Origin of the sequence: Streptomyces sp. NPDC102441 (assembly GCF_044765585.1) — a bacterium.
In the GTDB taxonomy this organism is placed as follows: domain Bacteria; phylum Actinomycetota; class Actinomycetes; order Streptomycetales; family Streptomycetaceae; genus Streptomyces.
Map to the genome: position 1 here is coordinate 118,896 of NZ_JBIWKH010000012.1, position 16,406 is coordinate 135,301.

The window sequence follows — 16,406 nt, forward strand, 5'->3', positions numbered from 1 at the left end:
TGAACGGGCGGAGGAGCGACCGACGAGCGACAGGACCGCGCACCGTGAAGATCCTCGTCAGCGCCGACATGGAGGGCGCCACCGGAGTGACCTGGCCGGCGGATGTGCTGCCCGGCACCCCGCAGTGGGAGCGGTGCCGTTCGCTCTTCACCTCCGACGTGAACGCCGCGGCGCTCGGCTTCTACGACGGGGGCGCCGACGAGGTCCTCGTCAACGAGGCCCACTGGAGCATGCGCAACCTGCTCCTGGAGCACCTCGACGAGCGCGTCCAGATGCTCACCGGCAAGCACAAGTCCCTCTCCATGGTCGAGGGCATCCAGCACGGCGACGTCGACGCCGTTGCGTTCGTCGGCTACCACACGGGCGCCGGCACCGAGGGCGTGCTCGCCCACACCTATCTCGCCAACTCCGTCACCGGGGTCTGGCTGAACGGCGTCCGGGCCAGTGAGGGCCTGCTCAACGCCCATGTCGCGGCGGAGTACGGCGTCCCCGTGGTCCTGGTCACCGGCGACGACCTGACCTGCGAGGACGCCCGCGGCTACGCCCCCGGGGCGCGTACGGTCGCGGTGAAGGACTACGTCTCGCGCTACGCCGCCGTATGCCGTACCCCCACGCGTACCGCCGCCGACATCAGGGCGGCAGCCGCCGGCGCGACCGCGCTCGCCGGGCGCCACACACCCGTGACGAGCGGCTCCTACACCGTGGAGCTGGAGTTCGACGCCGAGCATCTGGCGGGTGCGGCGACCGTGGTTCCCGGCGTGGCGCCGAGCGGCGAGCGGCGCGTGGCCTATACCAGCGGGACGATGTACGAAGGTATTCGCACATTCAAGGCGGTGACGACGATCGTGTCGGCCGCTGTGGAGGAACAGTATGGCTGAGGCGGGCAATCCCACCGGACCGGTCGACGAGCGGGCGCTTGAGGAATCGGTGACGTTCACCTCCGAACTGATCCGCATCGACACCACCAACAACGGCGACGGCACCTGCCGGGAACGCCCGGCCGCCGAGTACGTCGCCGAGCGGCTGGCCGGCGCGGGGCTGGAGCCGGCCCTGCTGGAGCGCACGCCCGGACGGACGAACGTCGTCGCCCGGATCGAGGGCACCGACAGGTCGGCCGACGCCCTCCTCGTGCACGGTCACCTCGACGTGGTGCCCGCGATGGCGGAGGACTGGACCGTGCACCCCTTCTCCGGGGAGGTACGCGACGGCGTCGTGTGGGGGCGCGGGGCCATCGACATGAAGAACATGGACGCGATGGTCCTCGCGGTCGTCCGGGCCTGGGCACGTGCGGGTGTGCGCCCGCGCCGCGACATCGTCATCGCCTACACGGCCGACGAGGAGGCCAGCGCGCACGACGGGGCCGGCTTCCTCGCCGACCGGCACGCCGAGCTCTTCGAGGGCTGTACGGAGGGCATCAGCGAGTCCGGTGCCTTCACCTTCCACGCGGGGCCCGGCATGTCGCTCTACCCCGTCGCGGCGGGTGAACGCGGCACGGGATGGCTGAAGCTGACCGCCGAGGGCCGGACGGGCCACGGCTCCAAGGTCAACAGGGCCAACGCCGTCAGCAGGCTCGCCGCAGCCGTCGCCCGGATCGGCGCCCACGAGTGGCCGGTACGGCTGACCCCGACGGTACGGGCCGCGCTCACCGAGATCGCCGCACTCCACCACATCCCCTTCGACCCCGACGCCCCCGGGTTCGACGTGGACGAGCTCCTCGGAAAGCTCGGCCCGGCCGCCGCGCTGATCGAGCCGACCGTGCGCAACAGCACCAACCCGACGATGCTGGAAGCCGGTTACAAGGTCAACGTGATCCCGGGCCATGCCACCGCCCAGATCGACGGGCGCATGGTGCCCGGCGGCGAGGACGAGTTCCGCGAGACCATGGACCGGCTCATCGGGCCCGGCGTCGAGTGGGAGTTCCAGCACAGCGAGGTCGCCCTCGAAGCCCCGGTCGACTCACCGACGTACGCGAAGATGCGCTCGGCCATCGAGCTGTTCGACCCGGACGCGCATGTCGTCCCGTACTGCATGTCGGGCGGCACGGACGCCAAGCAGTTCTCGCGACTCGGCATCACCGGCTACGGCTACTCCCCGCTGAAGCTGCCCGTCGGCTTCGACTACCAGGCGCTGTTCCACGGCGTCGACGAGCGGGTCCCCGTCGACGCCCTGCACTTCGGTGTCCGGGTGCTGGACCACTTCCTGCGTACCGCCTGACGACCCGCACCGCCCGACCGAAGAGGGGGAAACCGACCATGGCGTCCACTGCGGCGTACGGCACATGGCCGTCGCCGATCGACGCGGCGCTGGCCGCCTCGCACGACGGGCGGCCGGAGTTCGTCGGCACCGTCGGCGACGAGGTGTGGTGGACGGAACCGCGCCCTGCCGAGGGCGGCCGCCGCGCCCTCGTACGCCGCAGGGCCGACGGCGGTACCCGGTCCGTGCTCCCCGAACCGTGGAACCCCCGCAGCCGCGTCATCGAGTACGGGGGAATGCCGTGGGCCGGTGCGCCGCGCGAGGAGGGCGGGCCGCTGCTCGTCTTCGTCCACTTCCCCGACCAGCGGCTGTACGCCTACGCGCCGGACGGCCCTGACGAACCATGGCCCCTCACCCCCGTGTCGGGACTCGGCGGCGGACTGCGCTGGGTGGACCCGCAGGTACACCTCGACCGTGGTGAGGTGTGGTGTGTGCTGGAGGAGTTCACCGGCGAGTCACCCACCGATGTGCGACGGGTCGTCGCCGCCGTGGCGCTGGACGGATCGGCCGCCGGGGACCGCGGCGCCGTACGCGAACTCACCGACGACCGGAACCGGTTCGTCACGGGTGCCAGGCTGTCGCACGACGGCCGCCGGGCCGCCTGGATCGCGTGGGACCACCCGCGGATGCCGTGGGACGGCACCGTCGTGCAGATGGCCGAGGTCACCGCGGAGGGAGACTTCACGGGAGTCCGGCCGCTGGTGGGCGGCGTCGACGAGTCGGTCGTCCAGGTGGAGTGGGACCGGGACGGATCGCTCCTCTTCGTGTCGGACATCGGAGGCTGGTGGGAGCTCCAGCGGATCAGGCCCGACACCGTCGCCGGCGCGGTCGTGCCCACCAGCAGGCTCTGCGGCGGCCGGAGCGAGGAGTTCGGCGGGCCGCTGTGGAAGATCGGCCTGCGCTGGTTCCATCTCCTGGACAGCGGGCTCATCGCCGTCATCCACGGCCGGGGCACCACCGCGCTCGGTGTGCTCGACCCCGAGACCGGTGAGCTCGTCGACGCGGCGGGCCCCTGGACCGCGTGGTCGGAGACCCTCGCCGTGCAGGACACCAGGGTCATCGGTATCGCCGCGAGCCCCCACACCTCGCACGAGGTGGTCGAGCTGGACACGGCGACGGGGCACACCCGGACCATCGGCGCCCCCCACCGGGACGCGGTCGATCCCGCGTTCCACCCGGAGCCGCGGATCCGCACCTTCACGGGACCGGCTGGCCGTGAGATCCACGCCCAGGTGTATCCGCCGCGCCATCCCGACCGCACCGGGCCCGCCGGCGAGCTGCCGCCCTACGTCATCTGGGCGCACGGCGGCCCCACCGGTCGCTCCGGCCTCGTACTCGACCTGGAGATCGCCTACTTCACCTCCCGGGGCATCGGTGTCGCCGAGGTCGACTACGGCGGCTCGACCGGCTACGGCCGCGCCTACCGCGAACGGCTCCGCGAACAATGGGGCGTCGTCGACGTGGAGGACTGCGCCGCCGTCGCTCTCGGGCTGGCCGAGGAGGGCTCCGCCGACCGGGACCGGCTGGCGATCCGGGGCGGAAGCGCCGGGGGCTGGACCGCCGCCGCCTCCCTCACGCGCACCGACGTGTACGCCTGCGGAGCGATCAGTTATCCGGTCCTCGACCTGGAGGGCTGGGCGACCGGGGAGACGCACGACTTTGAATCGGAGTACCTGGAATCGCTCGTAGGCCCGTACGCCGAAGTGCCCGAGCGCTACCAGGAGCGCTCGCCCGTCAACCACACGGACGGGCTCACCGCCCCGTTCGTGCTGCTCCAGGGCCTGGACGACCCGATCTGCCCGCCCGTCCAGTGCGAGCGCTTCCTCGCCGCGACGGAGGGACGCGGGATCCCGCACGCCTACCTCACCTTCGAGGGGGAGGGCCACGGCTTCCGCCGTGCCGACACCGTGAGGCGCGCACTGGAGGCTGAACTCTCCCTGTATGCGCAGACGTTCGGCATCGATCGCCCCGACGTGCCGCGGCTGGAGCTGAAGCGATGACGCTGGAGCCGCTCGCGCGCCCGGACCGGCTGCGGCCCGGGGCCAGGGTCGCGGTCGTCGCCCCCAGCGGCCCGGTGCCGCCCGAACGGCTGGAGCGCGGCCTCGACCTGCTGCGCGGCTGGGACCTCGACCCCGTGGCGGCCCCCCATGTGCTCGACACGCACCCGGAGCTGGGTCATCTCGCGGGTACGGACGAGGACCGTGCCAGGGACCTCCAGGAGGCCTGGTGCGACCCGTCCGTGGACGCCGTGCTGTGCGCCAGGGGAGGGTACGGCGCCCACCGCATGGTCGATCTCCTGGACTGGCCCGCGATGCGGGCGGCCGGGCCCAAGGTGTTCGTCGGCTACAGCGACATCACCGTGCTCCACGAGGCCTTCGCACTGCGGGCCGGGTTCTCCACCCTGCACGGTCCGATGGTCGCCACCGAGGTCTTCCTCAAGGACGACGGTACCCAACAGTCCTTGCGCTCCACCTTGTTCGAACCCGAGTCGGTGCAGACCCTGGGTCTGGGCACGGCGGCCGCGCTGGTGCCCGGCACGGCCCTGGGGGTCACCTACGGCGGCTGTGCGTCCCTCCTCGCCGCCGACGCCGGCACCCCGCGCGCCCGGACCTCGGCTCAGGGCGGGCTGCTGGTGCTGGAGGACACCGGCGAGGAGCCCTACCGTCTCGACGGCATCCTCACCCGGCTGCTGCGCACCGGCGCCCTCGACGGGATATCCGGGGTGGTGTGCGGCTCCTGGGAGGCCTGCGGGCCCTACGAAGGGGTGCGGGCCGTGCTCGCCGACCGCCTCGGAGGTCTCGGGATCCCGGTGGTCGAGGAGCTGGGATTCGGCCACGGCCCCACGGCGCTGACCGTCCCTCTCGGCGTACGGGCACTGCTGGAGGCACCGGCCGACGGTGGCCGGTGCACGCTCACCTCACAGGTCCCGGCGTTGGTCTGACGGCCCGGCAGAGCGGGAGGGGTCTCGGTCCATCCCGGGAAAACTCGCCTCCCATACGTTGACAGCGGTATGAGCTGTGTCACAACATGGGCCGGGCCCGGTACTTACCGGTCGGTAATGTGTCCTCGGTGTGGAGGTCCATGTGTCGCGTGCTGTGCCCAGATTCCGCCGTCCACGTCCACTCGCCCTGCTCGCCGGGGTGGCGCTTCTCGCCCCGCTCGCCCTGACCGGCGCCCCTCCGGCCGCCGCGGCCGAGCAGTACACCGTCACCCCACTGGAGTTCACCGTCCGGGCCGGCGACCGGTCCTGCACGGTGGACGCCGACCTCTACCGGCCCGCGGGTGTCGATGCCCAGCACCCGGCCCCGGCCGTCCTCGCGACCAACGGTTTCGGCGGCAGCAAGTCCGACGGCTCCACCGACGCCATCGGCAAGGCCTTCGCCGAACGCGGCTACGTCGGCCTCGTCTACTCGGGCCTGGGCTTCGGCAAGTCCGGCTGCCTCATCACGCTCGACGACCCCGCCATCGACGGCAAGGCCGCCTCCGGGCTCCTCGACTTCCTCGGCGGTACCCGGGCGGCCGACGACGGCACCAAGGCCGACTACGTCACCACGGACGCACCGGGAGACCCGGTGGTCGGCATGATCGGCGGCTCGTACGGCGGAGCCATCCAGCTGGCGACCGCCTCCGCCGACCAACGCGTGGACGCACTGGTCCCGCTGATCACCTGGAACGACCTGGCGTATTCGCTCGCCCCCAACGCCGCCGGAGCGTCGAGGGGCGTCTCCTCCGATACGCCCGGTGTCTTCAAGTGGCAGTGGACCAACGGGTTCTACCTGATGGGTGAGGGTCAGCCGCTGCTGGTCCCGAGCCTCGACCCCTCGCGCTTCGGCAGCCTCGGCTGCCTCCACTTCGCCCAGCAGGCATGCGACATAATCCGCCTACTGAACTCCGGCCGCTATCCGGCCGACGCGACGCAGAAGATGCTGACGTACGCACGGAGCGTCTCGCCGGCCTCCTACCTCTCCGGCGTCACCGCGCCCACGCTGCTCGTCCAGGGCCAGGCCGACAGTCTGTTCAACCTCAACGAGGCCACCGCCACCTACCGGGCACTCGAGGCCCAGGGCACCACGACGAAGATGATCTGGCAGGCCTGGGGCCACAGCGGCGGCTCGGTGCCCGGCGAACTCGACCTCGCCACGGGCAATCTGGAGACCAGCTACGTCGGGCAGCGCATCCTCGCCTGGTTCGACCGCTACCTCCACCACGACGAGGACTCCGCCACCGGGCCCGAGTTCGCCTACTACCGCGACTGGGAGAGCGGCTACGGCACCGCGGCCGCCGTCCCCGCCCTCTCCCGCACGATGTACCTCTCCGGCGACGGGTCCCTGGTGGACAGCCGCTCGAAGGTCACCCGCGGCAGCCGCCAGTACACCAACTGGCTCCTGCCGACCAGCCACTCCGAGAGCTCCCTCGCCGGACTCATCGGGCTGCCCGACCGCGCGCCGTACGACACCAAGGGCACCTACCTCGGCTGGACCAGTGCTCCGCTGACCACGCCGGTGGACGTCGTGGGCGCGCCGAAGGCCACGCTGAAGGTCGTTTCCCCGAAGACCGAACGGGTCCAGAACAGCGGCGACGCGGCGGACAAGCTGACCCTGTTCGCCAAGGTGTACGACGTGGCACCCGACGGGACCCAGAAGCTGGTGAACCGCCTGGTCGCCCCGGTGCGCGTCCCCGATGTCACCCGCCCCTTCACCGTGGAGCTGCCGGGCATCGTGCACCGGTACGAGGCCGGACACCGGCTGCGGTTCGTGATCGCCGCGAGCGACACGGCGTACTTCGGCAACCGGGGGGTCAAGCCGGTCACCGTGGTCAGCGCCCCGCAGGACACCGGCGTACTGGAGCTCCCCGTGATCGGCTGACCATCACCCGCACGGCCCTGCCCCACTGCTCCCCGGACACGGGAAGGAGTCATCCTGAGGTCCGGGGACCGCCGTTCCCGGCCCGGCACCAGGACCAGCGAAAGGGCAGCTCATGAGTCCCAAGGACGTATCCAGCGATTCCACGAGCCCCTTCGCGCCGGCCCGGATCGCGGTCATCGTGCTGGCCGTGCTGGCGATCGTCTTCATCTGTGTGAACACCGACGAGGTCACCATCCGCGTCATCATCCCCAAGGTCACGATGCCGCTCTGGGCCGCGCTGCTGGGCGTCTTCCTGGCGGGCGGGCTCTGCGGGGCCTATCTCTTCCGCAGGCGGGCCGCACGGTAGGGAGACCGCCCGTGGCCGTGTCCCGTCACGATCCACGACCCCGATCTGGACCCGGACGGTACCGCCGGCGCTCTGCTCACCGACCCGGTCGTCGACAGCTTCGCCGAGGAGCCGACCGGCTGAACACCTCAGGCTGGTGCGTTCCGGTCGGCGTACTCGAAGACCGAGCCGTCCGGGTGCAGCGCGATCAGGTTCCGGCCGGCGGGGGTGGGCACAGGGCCCGCGATGACCTTCGCGCCCACCCGCGTCAGAGTCGCGTGTGCCTCGTCGACGTCCTTGACCGCGATGGTCGCCGACACCTTGCGCAGCACCTCCAGTTGTGACTCCGGGCCGCTCATCAGCAGAAAGCAGCCGATCGCCGCCACCGAGACCCCGCCGCGCTCGAAGCGCTGTGCCGGAGTGCCGGTCAGGCCCTCGTAGAAGGCCACCGCGGCCTCCAGGTCGTCGACACAGATACGCAGCGTGGTTCCCAGGATTTCCATGACCACGAGGGTAGTTGCCGGCTCCACCGGATGTGATCGGTTCGCCGCACCGCCGCCCGCCGCCGGGGTCACGCCCGGCAGAGCACCTCGCCGTGGGGCACCATGAACCACGCGTCGGGCTCCCCGCCCCATGCGCGCCAGGCATCCGAGATCGCCGTCAGCTGACCCGAGCTCGCGTGGCCGCCGTCCACCGCGAGCTTCGCGTACACCGACGCGGTCGTGCGGTCCGCCCACAGGCCGCTCCACCAGGCGCGGTTCTCCGGGGTGGCGAAGCACCAGGCCGCAGCGGTCGGGGTGATGTCGGTGAAACCCGCCTGCTGCGCCCAGGACAGCAGCCGGCGTCCGGCGTCGGGCTCGCCGCCGTTGGCGCGGGCGACCCGGCCGTACAGCTCCTGCCACTCCGGCATCCCGGGAACTTCCGGATACCAGGTCATGGCCGCGTAGTCGCTGTCGCGGGCCGCGACGACGCCGCCGGGCCGGCAGACCCGTCGCATCTCGCGCAGCGCCTGCACCGGATCACCGACGTGCTGGAGCACCTGATGGGCGTGGACCACATCGAAGGAGTCGTCGGGGAAGTCCAGGGCGTGGACATCCGTGGTGGTGAACTCCACGTTGTCCACGCCGCGTTCGGCGGCCGCCTCCGCCGCGCGGTCCAGGACGTCGCGGCTCGTGTCCACCGCGGTCACCCGGCCGGGCGCCACCAGCGCGGCGATGTCCGCCGTGATGGTGCCCGGTCCGCAGCCCACGTCCAGGACCGTCCGGCCGGGGCGGAGTTCACCGATGAGATAGGCCGCCGAATTGGCGGCGGTCCGCCACTGGTGCGAGCGCAGTACGGACTCGTGGTGGCCGTGTGTGTAGACGGCGGTTTCCTTCGGCATGGCCGTACGTCCTCTCTCGGACCTCAGTCGCAGGCGATGAGATGACGGTACGCCGCGATGTCGGATATTGAGATAGGCGTCTCATTATGTGGCTGAGCTATATCGGCATCGGGCAGTACACCATCAGTGCCTCGGGCAGTTTGTCGATCATCAACTCCGTTCCGGAGTGCGCCACTTCGCCGTCGTAGGCGTACGGGGTCCCCGGCGTGAGCCCGGCGAGCCGCACCCTGCGGCGCCGTACCGCCGCGTGGACGGGTGACCGGCTCAGCGGCCCGGCCACCGCCGCGGCGAGCAGTCGGAGTCCGGGGGTGCGGCCACCGTGCACCACACGTACGTCCAGCAGTCCGTCCGCCAGGTTGTGGCGGCGGCCCGGAGCCGGCCCCACCCGCTGGAACAGCCCGTTGCCGACGAAGAGCAGCCACAACGGCCGCCGCCTCCCCTGGAGCTCCGCGGTCAGGGGGCGTGATCCGCGCAGAGCCTCGAAGGCCGCGACCACCCCGGCGGGCCAGCCGCCGATCCGGGGTGCCCAGTGCTCCCGCGTGCGCACGAGCTCCGGATACACGCCCAGGCTGAAGGCGTTGAGGAAGTAGCCGGGCGCCCCGCCGGGGCCCTGGGGGCCGGGCCGGAAGCGGCCCAGGTCGACCAGGACCGCGTCGCCCGAGGCGAGCGCCGCCGCCGTGTCCTGCACGGTCTCGATGCCGAGGTCGTACGCGAAGTGGTTGAGGGTCCCGCCGGGGAACACGGCCAGCGGCAGGCTGTGGGTCGCCGCGACGGACGCCGCCATGTTGACCGTGCCGTCACCCCCGCAGACACCCAGGGCCTTGCCCTGGCCTGCCGCCTTCTCCAGGCATCCCGGCAGGTCGGCCGGTGCGCACTCGATCGTCTCCGCGAGCGGCAGTGCGTCGCGGATCAGGGTCGCCGCAGCTGTCGCGGAGCCGGACTCCCGGTTGACGACCACCACCAGGTCCTGGCCCGCGGGCAGCGCGGGGGCCACGGCCGGCGGCCGCCCCGGGGCCGGGAGCTGTCCACGGGTCGGTACGACACCCCGCAGTGCGAACGCGGCCCCTACGCCGAGCGCCGCACCGGCCAGCACATCGCTCGGATAGTGGACCCCCGTGTAGACGCGGGAGGCCGCCACGGCCACCGCCACCGGGGCGACGACCGCGCCCCAGCCCTTCGACTCCAGGGCGACACCGGTCGCGAAGGCCGCCGCGGACGCCGCGTGCCCCGACGGGAAGGACGTGGTGAACGGCTGCCGCTTCAGCTGTCGTATGACCGGGACCAGATCCAGTATCGGGCGCTCCCTGCGCACCGCCCCCTTTCCGACGGTATTGATCGCGGCCGAGGCGACAGCCAGGGAGGCGACCCCGCGCAGCGCTGCCCTGCGGGACCGCGCGCTGGAGCCCAGCGCCGCCATGCCCGCGGCGGCCCCGAACCACAGCAGCCCATGGTTGGCGCTGCGGCTCAGCCGGGGCAGGACGGGCTCGGCGCCGGGCCAGTGTCTTTCGGCCACGCGCTGGAACGCGGCGAGATCGCGCTGGTGGAGCCAGGCCCGCCAGCGGCCGGGGGAGGGGAGACTGCTCGTTGTAGGCATGGCACAGCGAATACCCTGCGACCGGACGGCGAACCAGGAGGCGCGCGCGGCGGGTCCTGCCGAACTTCGGTGGAATCGGATGAGATGCGGGAGATTGCCCCTTTCCTGCCCGCTCCGTCTTGCCGAGGACGTTGCCCGGACAAGTTCCATGCCATTAGCCTGCGTTCGTGATTCCGGTCATTGGCCGGAGTGTCGAACGAGATTGGCGGGCGATCATGGGGCGACTCGTCCCTGCGGTGACCAGGGCGCTGGATGTTCTCGAGCTCTTCCTCCAGGGTGAGGGAACTCTCTCCGCTCCCGAGGTCACCCGCAAGCTCCAACTGCCGCGGACCACCGTGCACGAACTGCTCACCACGCTCGCCGCGCGGTCCTACCTGGTCACGGTCCCGGAGCAGCCGGGCCGCTACCGGCTGGGTGTGCGCACCTACCAGCTCGGCAGCCGCTACGCCGAGCAGCTCGACCTCGCCGCCGAGGGCCAGCAGGTGGCCCGTGAGGTCGCCGAGACCTGCGGCGAGACGGTCCACGTGGCGATCCTGGAGGGCACCGAGGTCATCTACATCGCGAAGGTGGACTCCACCCACGCCGTCCGCATGGTCTCCGCCGCGGGGAGGAAGCTGCCCGCCCACTGCACCTCCGTCGGCAAGCTGCTGCTCGCGGCGCTCCCGGAGCCGGAGCTCGACGCCCGCCTCGACGGCCGCGAGCTCATCGCCATGACCGACAACAGCGTCACCGACGCCACGGAGCTGCGGGAGGCGCTCGCCGTCGTCCGCAAGCGGGGCATAGCGGTGGAGCACCGGGAGTCCAACCCGGATGTGAGCTGTGTGGCCGCGCCCGTACGGGACCGCTCCGGACGTGTCGTCGCCGCGCTCTCCATCTCCGTGCCGATGATCCGCTGGACCGAGGAGCGCGAGGCGGAACTCGCCCAGCTCGCGGCGGGCGGTGCCGACGCGCTGTCCGGCCGGCTCGGACACCACAGGCCCCAGATATGAGGCCGGCGCCGGAAGTGGCCGTGCGTGAGCAGGCCGAGCTGGGAGAGGGCCCCACCTGGGACGCGGCGGCGGGGCGGCTGGTCTGGGTCGACATCCTCTCGGCCCGCGTCCACACGTACGACCCGTCGACCGGTCGTCGTACGGTCATGGCCACCGGCCAGCACGTCGGGGCGGCGAAGCCCCGCGCGGGCGGCGGGCTCGTGGTCGTCCTGCGGGACGGAGCGGGGCTGTACGACACCGGCGGTGCCTTCTCCTGGCTGGTCCACGACCCCGTCCCAGGGCGTCGGGGGAACGACGCGGCCGTGGCACCGGACGGCGCGCTCTGGGCGGGCACCATGCGCTACGACGAGGCGGAGGCCGGCGGCACACTGTCCAGGATCGCCCCGGACGGCACGGTGAGTCCCGTCCTGGACGCGGTGACCGTCAGCAACGGCACCGGATGGAGTCCGGACGGCCGGCTCATGTACTACATCGACACCCCCACACGGCGGATCGACGTCTTCGACGTGGACGGGGAGCGCGTCCTGAACCGGCGTCCCTTCGCCGTCGTCGAGGAGGGCTCCGGGTGGCCCGACGGGCTGACCGTGGACGCCGACGGCTGTGTGTGGGTCGCCTTCTGGGACGGCGCGGCGCTCCGGCGCTACACCCCCGACGGCCGGGTGGACCGGGTCGTCGACCTGCCGGTCCGGCGGCCCACGGCGTGCGCGTTCGGCGGGCCCGGACTCCGCGATCTGTATGTGTCCACCGCCCGGACGGGCCTGGACGCCCCCCACCCGCTGTCGGGCTCCCTGCTCGTGCTGCCGGACGCGGGGCAGGGCATGCCGGGTACGCCGTTCGCCGGGTGAGCGTGCCGGGGGCCGGGGTGCGTATTTCCGGCACCTTCCGGAGCCGGTGCGCGGGCGGGGCCCGCGGAACCTCCGTATAAAGGGCCAGAGGGTCTCCGCCTGATCCGGACGGGAGACCCTGGGGGCGACGCAGGCGGAGGGAGGCCCCGGGATGCAGTGGAGCGAGCGGAAGCAGCCCCGCCGGCCCGGGGAGGACCACGGCCCGGTCCGGTACGGGCCGCCCGCCCCCGATCCCGGCCTGCCCGTGCTGCCCGAGCTCGCCGGTGTGCTGGCCGCGTCGGCAGCCCGGACCCGCCCGGAGCCGCCCGGAGGCGGAACGATCCTGCGGGAGGCGGCCGGCACCTACTGGGAGCGGCGGGGACTGCACGGCGGGCCCGACGGCATCGCGGCGGCCCCGGGCGTCCAGCCACTCCTCCTCGCGCTGATCGCCGCGTACGGCGGCGACGTGCTCATGCCCCGGCCCTGCCCCGCCACATGGATGCCGCAGGCACGGCTGCTGGGCAGGCCCGCCTACCACGTGCCGACGCCCGCCGAGTGCGGCGGCATTCCCGACCCGTACGCCCTGCTGGAGACCGTACGCAGGGTGCGCGCCGAAGGCGGCAGGCCCCGGCTGCTCCTGATCTCCGTGGCCGACGACCCGACCGCGACCCTCGCCCCGCCGGAACTGGTCCGTGAGGCCTGCGAGGCCGCCGTGTCCGAGGGGCTGCACATCGTCAGCGACGAGACCTGGCGCGACACCCTGCACCGGCCCCAGGACACCGTCCTCCTCAGCCCCGCCGAGATGTGCCCCGACGACGTCACCGTCGTGTCCGACCTGGCCGGATCCCTCACCCCTTCCGCCTGGCCGGTCGCCGTCGCACGCTTCCCGGCCACCGCGCGCGCCGCCGCGCGCCGCGCGCGGGTCCTCGACATCCTCACAGCGCTCGGCGCCCTCGTCGCGGAGCCGGTCGCCGGTGCCGCGGCCCACGCGCTGGGCGAGCCCGAGGCCGTCAGGGAGAGGATCCGGCAGGCGGCGCACCTCCAGTCCCACGTCGCCTCCGCCGCGCACCGCGCCGTGCTCACGGTCGGCGCCCTGGCCAGGCCACCGCAGGCCGGCCGCCACCTCTACGCAGACCTCGGACCGCTGCGCACCCGGCTGGCCGCCCGTGGCGTCACGGACTCCATGGAGCTGGAGGAATACCTGACGGAACGCCTCGGTGCCCCCGCTCCCGGCGGGCACCGGTTCGGGGACGAACTGGGAGCGCTGCGGGTGCGACTCAGTACCGGACCGCTCCTCGGCTCAACCCCGGAGCAGCAGACGGAGTCCCTCACTGCGGTGGAGCCCTTGAAATTGCCGCATGTCGCCCGAGCACTGAGCATTTTCGCAGCAGCCCTCGATGAACTCCGATGACAGGAGCCTCTCGATGACGGAACAGACCGAGCGTCCGTTCGCCGGAGCCGGCCAGGCGCCCAGCCGTCCCGTCGACGCTCCGCGCCGCCTCGGCGAGCGCCGGACCTGGCCCCGCAGCTTCGCCGACCGGCTCACGGCGCCGCTCCCGGGTGTCAGGGGCATGACCCGTCTGGCCAGGGAGCGCGCCCTGCGGCCCAACGCCGAGGGACTCCGGGGCGTTCACCGGCTGCCGTACTCCCCCCAGCCGCTGCCGGTCACGGACACGCACACGACGGCGGTGACCTGGGCCGGACACGCCAGTTGGATCGTCCGCATCGGGGGGCTCACCGTCCTCACCGACCCCGTCTGGTCGCGGCGCATCCTGGGCACCCCCGCCAGGATCACCCCCGTCGGAGTCCCCTGGGAGGCGCTGCCGCCCGTCGACGCGGTCCTCATCAGTCACAACCACTACGACCACCTGGACGCCCCCACGCTCCGCAGGCTCCCCAGGGACACCCCGCTCCTCGTCCCGGCCGGCCTCGGCCGCTGGTGCCGGCGCCGTCGCTTCACCTGCGTCACCGAACTCGACTGGTGGGAATCGGTGGAACTGGGCGGAGTCCGCTTCGACTTCGTGCCCTCACACCACTGGTCCAAGCGCACCCTCCTGGACACCTGCCGGTCCCTGTGGGGCGGCTGGGTGCTCGGCGACGCGCAGGGACGGCGGCTCTACTTCGCGGGGGACACCGGCTACGGCCACTGGTTCAAGGAGATCGGCAGCCGCTATCCCGGCCTGGACCTCGCCATGCTGCCGATCGGGGCATACGAACCGCGCTGGTGGCTCTCGGACGTGCACACCGACCCCGAGGAGGCCGTGCAGGCGTACGAGGACCTCGGGGCCCGCGCCATGGCCCCCATGCACTGGGCGACGTTCCTGCTCTCCGCCGAACCGGTACTCGAACCGCTGACCCGGCTCCGCACGGCCTGGCTACGGGCAGGACACCCGCGCGCCGACCTCTGGGACCTGCCGGTCGGCGCCTCACACGTGCTGGAAGCCTGACCGTGCCCGGCCGGCGCACCGGATTCTCAGTCGGCCGTACGCGTACGCGTCCGCAGCCGCCGCCAGAGTGCCGGCGTCCCGCTGATCAGCAGCGTCAGCACGACCGCCGCGAGCACGCCCTCCCACGGCTCGGCGAACAGCGAACCGCCCAGGAGCCCGATCAGCTGATACGTCACCGCCCAGGCCAGACACGCGGGCACGTCACCACGGGCGAACTGCCGCAGCGGCATCTCGCCGAGCAGACAGGCCAGCATCACCGGTATACGCCCGGCCGGCACGAGCCGGGACAGGACCAGCACCATCGTGTCGTGCTCGTCCAGCTTCCGCTGCGCCTGCGCGAGCCGCTCCGGAGCGGCCCTGCTGGTGATCGCCTCCAGCCACTTCGAACCGTTTTTGGACCGCACCCCGCGCTGTCCGAGCCAGTACAGGCATATGTCCCCGAGGAACGCCGCGGCGGACGCCACGGCGAACACGATGAGCAGCGCGAACGGTGACGTCTGGTGCAACGTCACCACGGCCGCCGTACTCACCAGCGCTCCCGTCGGCACCACCGGCACCAGCGACCCCAACGCCACGAGCAGGAACAACGACGGGTAGCCGACGGCCTGCTGCGTCGACTCCGTCGGCAGCTGCCCCAGCACTTCTTCGATCACCTACGGGCCTCCGGCCTCACATGCTCGCCGTGCCCCAGCCGGTGCACCGCCACTTCCGGTGCGACCCGCGCCGCCTGCCGCACGAACTCGTCGCCCGGCGCATGGAACTCGTGCGGCTTGACCCCGTCCATCCCGATCGGCCAGTACGTGCCGTAATGCACCGGCACCGCGGACCTCGGCTCCAGCATGGTCAGCGCCTGCGCGGCCCGGGCGGCGTCCAGATGGTGGTGCCCCAGATTCGGCCCCCAGCCGCCGACCGGGAGCAGCGCCACATCCACCGGCCCCACGGCATCGGCCATGCCCTCGAAGAGCCCGGTGTCGCCCGCGAAATAGGTGCGGGCCTCTCCCTCGACGACGTATCCGAGAGCGGGCACCCGGCGAGGGCCGACCGGCAGCCGGCGCCCGTCGTGCAGAGCCGGAACCGCGCGGACCAGGATCTCGCCGACCCGCACCGCGTCCCCCGGGACGACCTCGGAGATCCGCAGCCCGCGCGCGCGGCGCAGCAGCCGGAGGCCAGGGACGGCCCCGACGGCGCCGCGCGGCACGATCAGCAGGCTGCCGGGGGCGAGGCGGGCCAGGGAGGGGAGATGCAGATGGTCGGAGTGCAGGTGGGAGATCAGGACCGCGTCGGCGACCGCGGCCTCCGGCGGCGGGAGCTCGCCCCGGCGCCGGCGCAGATGCGCGAAGCGCCGTGCGAACAGCGGGTCGGTCAGCACCCGGACACCGGTGTCCTCGATCGTGCAGGTGGCATGACCCCACCAGGTGACCTCCACCGCCCTGCCTCCTCGCGCCCGCCCCCGTCATGGTCGTACCCGTACGAGGGTATGCGGTCCGCGCCCTTCCCACGCCGGAGTGCGCCTTCACGCCTCTCCCGGCACGTTCGCAGACGGTTACGGAGGGCTACCGTACGGGTAGGTTCAGGGCCGGCATCCACCGCCGGCTGTCCTCGCCGACCGCAGGATACGACGGCTGCCGACCCCCGGAGAGGGCCCGGGGCCCGGGAGGACCCGGAAACGGCTATGACAGGCTTGATGCGGGCCCATCACGAACACCGGGCCCGGACGTGAGGTGGAAC

The 16,406-nt window shown here is 72.4% G+C and carries 15 protein-coding genes; 10 read left to right on the forward strand and 5 right to left on the reverse strand.

Features of this window, described 5'->3' with window-relative positions; genetic code table 11:
- Positions 1-44 precede the first annotated feature (44 nt).
- The 6 genes from ACIREO_RS25820 to ACIREO_RS25845 all read left to right on the forward strand — a co-directional run bounded on the left by ACIREO_RS25820 (position 45) and on the right by ACIREO_RS25845 (position 7,464).
- Entirely contained in the window at positions 45-878 is an 834-nt protein-coding gene (locus ACIREO_RS25820) for a M55 family metallopeptidase (RefSeq protein ID WP_404114268.1), read from the forward strand.
- Entirely contained in the window at positions 871-2,214 is a 1,344-nt protein-coding gene (locus ACIREO_RS25825) for a M20/M25/M40 family metallo-hydrolase (protein ID WP_404114269.1), read from the forward strand. Before ACIREO_RS25820 ends, ACIREO_RS25825 begins: the two co-directional genes overlap by 8 nt.
- A 38-nt stretch (positions 2,215-2,252) precedes the next feature.
- Complete coding sequence (locus ACIREO_RS25830; protein WP_404114270.1) at positions 2,253-4,253, forward strand: prolyl oligopeptidase family serine peptidase; 2,001 nt, start codon at positions 2,253-2,255, stop codon at positions 4,251-4,253.
- A complete protein-coding gene (locus tag ACIREO_RS25835) occupies positions 4,250-5,194 on the forward strand; it encodes an LD-carboxypeptidase (protein WP_404114272.1) in 945 nt (314 codons plus the stop codon). The genes ACIREO_RS25830 and ACIREO_RS25835 overlap by 4 nt, the downstream gene beginning before the upstream one ends.
- 130 nt (positions 5,195-5,324) lie before the next feature.
- On the forward strand, positions 5,325-7,118 hold the full coding sequence (locus tag ACIREO_RS25840; RefSeq protein ID WP_404114273.1) for a CocE/NonD family hydrolase: 1,794 nt from the start codon (positions 5,325-5,327) through the stop codon (positions 7,116-7,118).
- Between the two features lie 112 nt (positions 7,119-7,230).
- On the forward strand, positions 7,231-7,464 hold the full coding sequence (locus ACIREO_RS25845) for a DUF1049 domain-containing protein (RefSeq protein WP_404114275.1): 234 nt from the start codon (positions 7,231-7,233) through the stop codon (positions 7,462-7,464).
- A 128-nt stretch (positions 7,465-7,592) separates the two neighbouring features.
- On the opposite strand, the gene ACIREO_RS25850 is transcribed toward ACIREO_RS25845, so the two are convergent.
- The 3 genes from ACIREO_RS25850 to ACIREO_RS25860 form a co-directional block, all read right to left on the reverse strand.
- Entirely contained in the window at positions 7,593-7,946 is a 354-nt protein-coding gene (locus ACIREO_RS25850) for a VOC family protein (protein WP_404114277.1), read from the reverse strand.
- A 68-nt stretch (positions 7,947-8,014) separates the two neighbouring features.
- Positions 8,015-8,824 (reverse strand): methyltransferase domain-containing protein, encoded by an 810-nt coding sequence (locus ACIREO_RS25855; protein ID WP_404114279.1) that lies wholly within the window; start codon positions 8,822-8,824, stop codon positions 8,015-8,017.
- Positions 8,825-8,921: 97 nt separating this feature from the next.
- Positions 8,922-10,418: a bifunctional phosphatase PAP2/diacylglycerol kinase family protein gene (locus ACIREO_RS25860; RefSeq protein ID WP_404114281.1), complete on the reverse strand. Its 1,497-nt coding sequence runs from the start codon at positions 10,416-10,418 to the stop codon at positions 8,922-8,924.
- 215 nt (positions 10,419-10,633) lie between these two features.
- Here ACIREO_RS25860 and ACIREO_RS25865 point away from each other — a divergent pair, with 215 nt between their 5' ends.
- From ACIREO_RS25865 to ACIREO_RS25880, 4 genes are all read left to right on the forward strand, one after another.
- The gene (locus ACIREO_RS25865) at positions 10,634-11,407 is read left to right on the forward strand and encodes an IclR family transcriptional regulator (RefSeq protein WP_404114283.1); all 774 of its coding nucleotides are present in this window, start codon (positions 10,634-10,636) and stop codon (positions 11,405-11,407) included.
- Complete coding sequence (locus tag ACIREO_RS25870; RefSeq protein WP_404114285.1) at positions 11,404-12,252, forward strand: SMP-30/gluconolactonase/LRE family protein; 849 nt, start codon at positions 11,404-11,406, stop codon at positions 12,250-12,252. Before ACIREO_RS25865 ends, ACIREO_RS25870 begins: the two co-directional genes overlap by 4 nt.
- A 151-nt stretch (positions 12,253-12,403) precedes the next feature.
- A complete protein-coding gene (locus tag ACIREO_RS25875) occupies positions 12,404-13,642 on the forward strand; it encodes an aminotransferase class I/II-fold pyridoxal phosphate-dependent enzyme (protein WP_404114287.1) in 1,239 nt (412 codons plus the stop codon).
- 13 nt (positions 13,643-13,655) lie between these two features.
- Positions 13,656-14,678: an MBL fold metallo-hydrolase gene (locus ACIREO_RS25880; RefSeq protein WP_404114289.1), complete on the forward strand. Its 1,023-nt coding sequence runs from the start codon at positions 13,656-13,658 to the stop codon at positions 14,676-14,678.
- 26 nt (positions 14,679-14,704) lie between these two features.
- Here ACIREO_RS25880 and ACIREO_RS25885 read toward each other — a convergent pair whose 3' ends face one another.
- Together ACIREO_RS25885 and ACIREO_RS25890 are read right to left on the reverse strand one after the other, a co-directional pair.
- A complete protein-coding gene (locus ACIREO_RS25885) occupies positions 14,705-15,331 on the reverse strand; it encodes a DedA family protein (protein WP_404114290.1) in 627 nt (208 codons plus the stop codon).
- Positions 15,328-16,104, reverse strand: coding sequence for an MBL fold metallo-hydrolase (locus ACIREO_RS25890; RefSeq protein ID WP_404114292.1), 777 nt, complete (start codon positions 16,102-16,104; stop codon positions 15,328-15,330). Before ACIREO_RS25890 ends, ACIREO_RS25885 begins: the two co-directional genes overlap by 4 nt.
- Positions 16,105-16,406 lie beyond the last annotated feature (302 nt).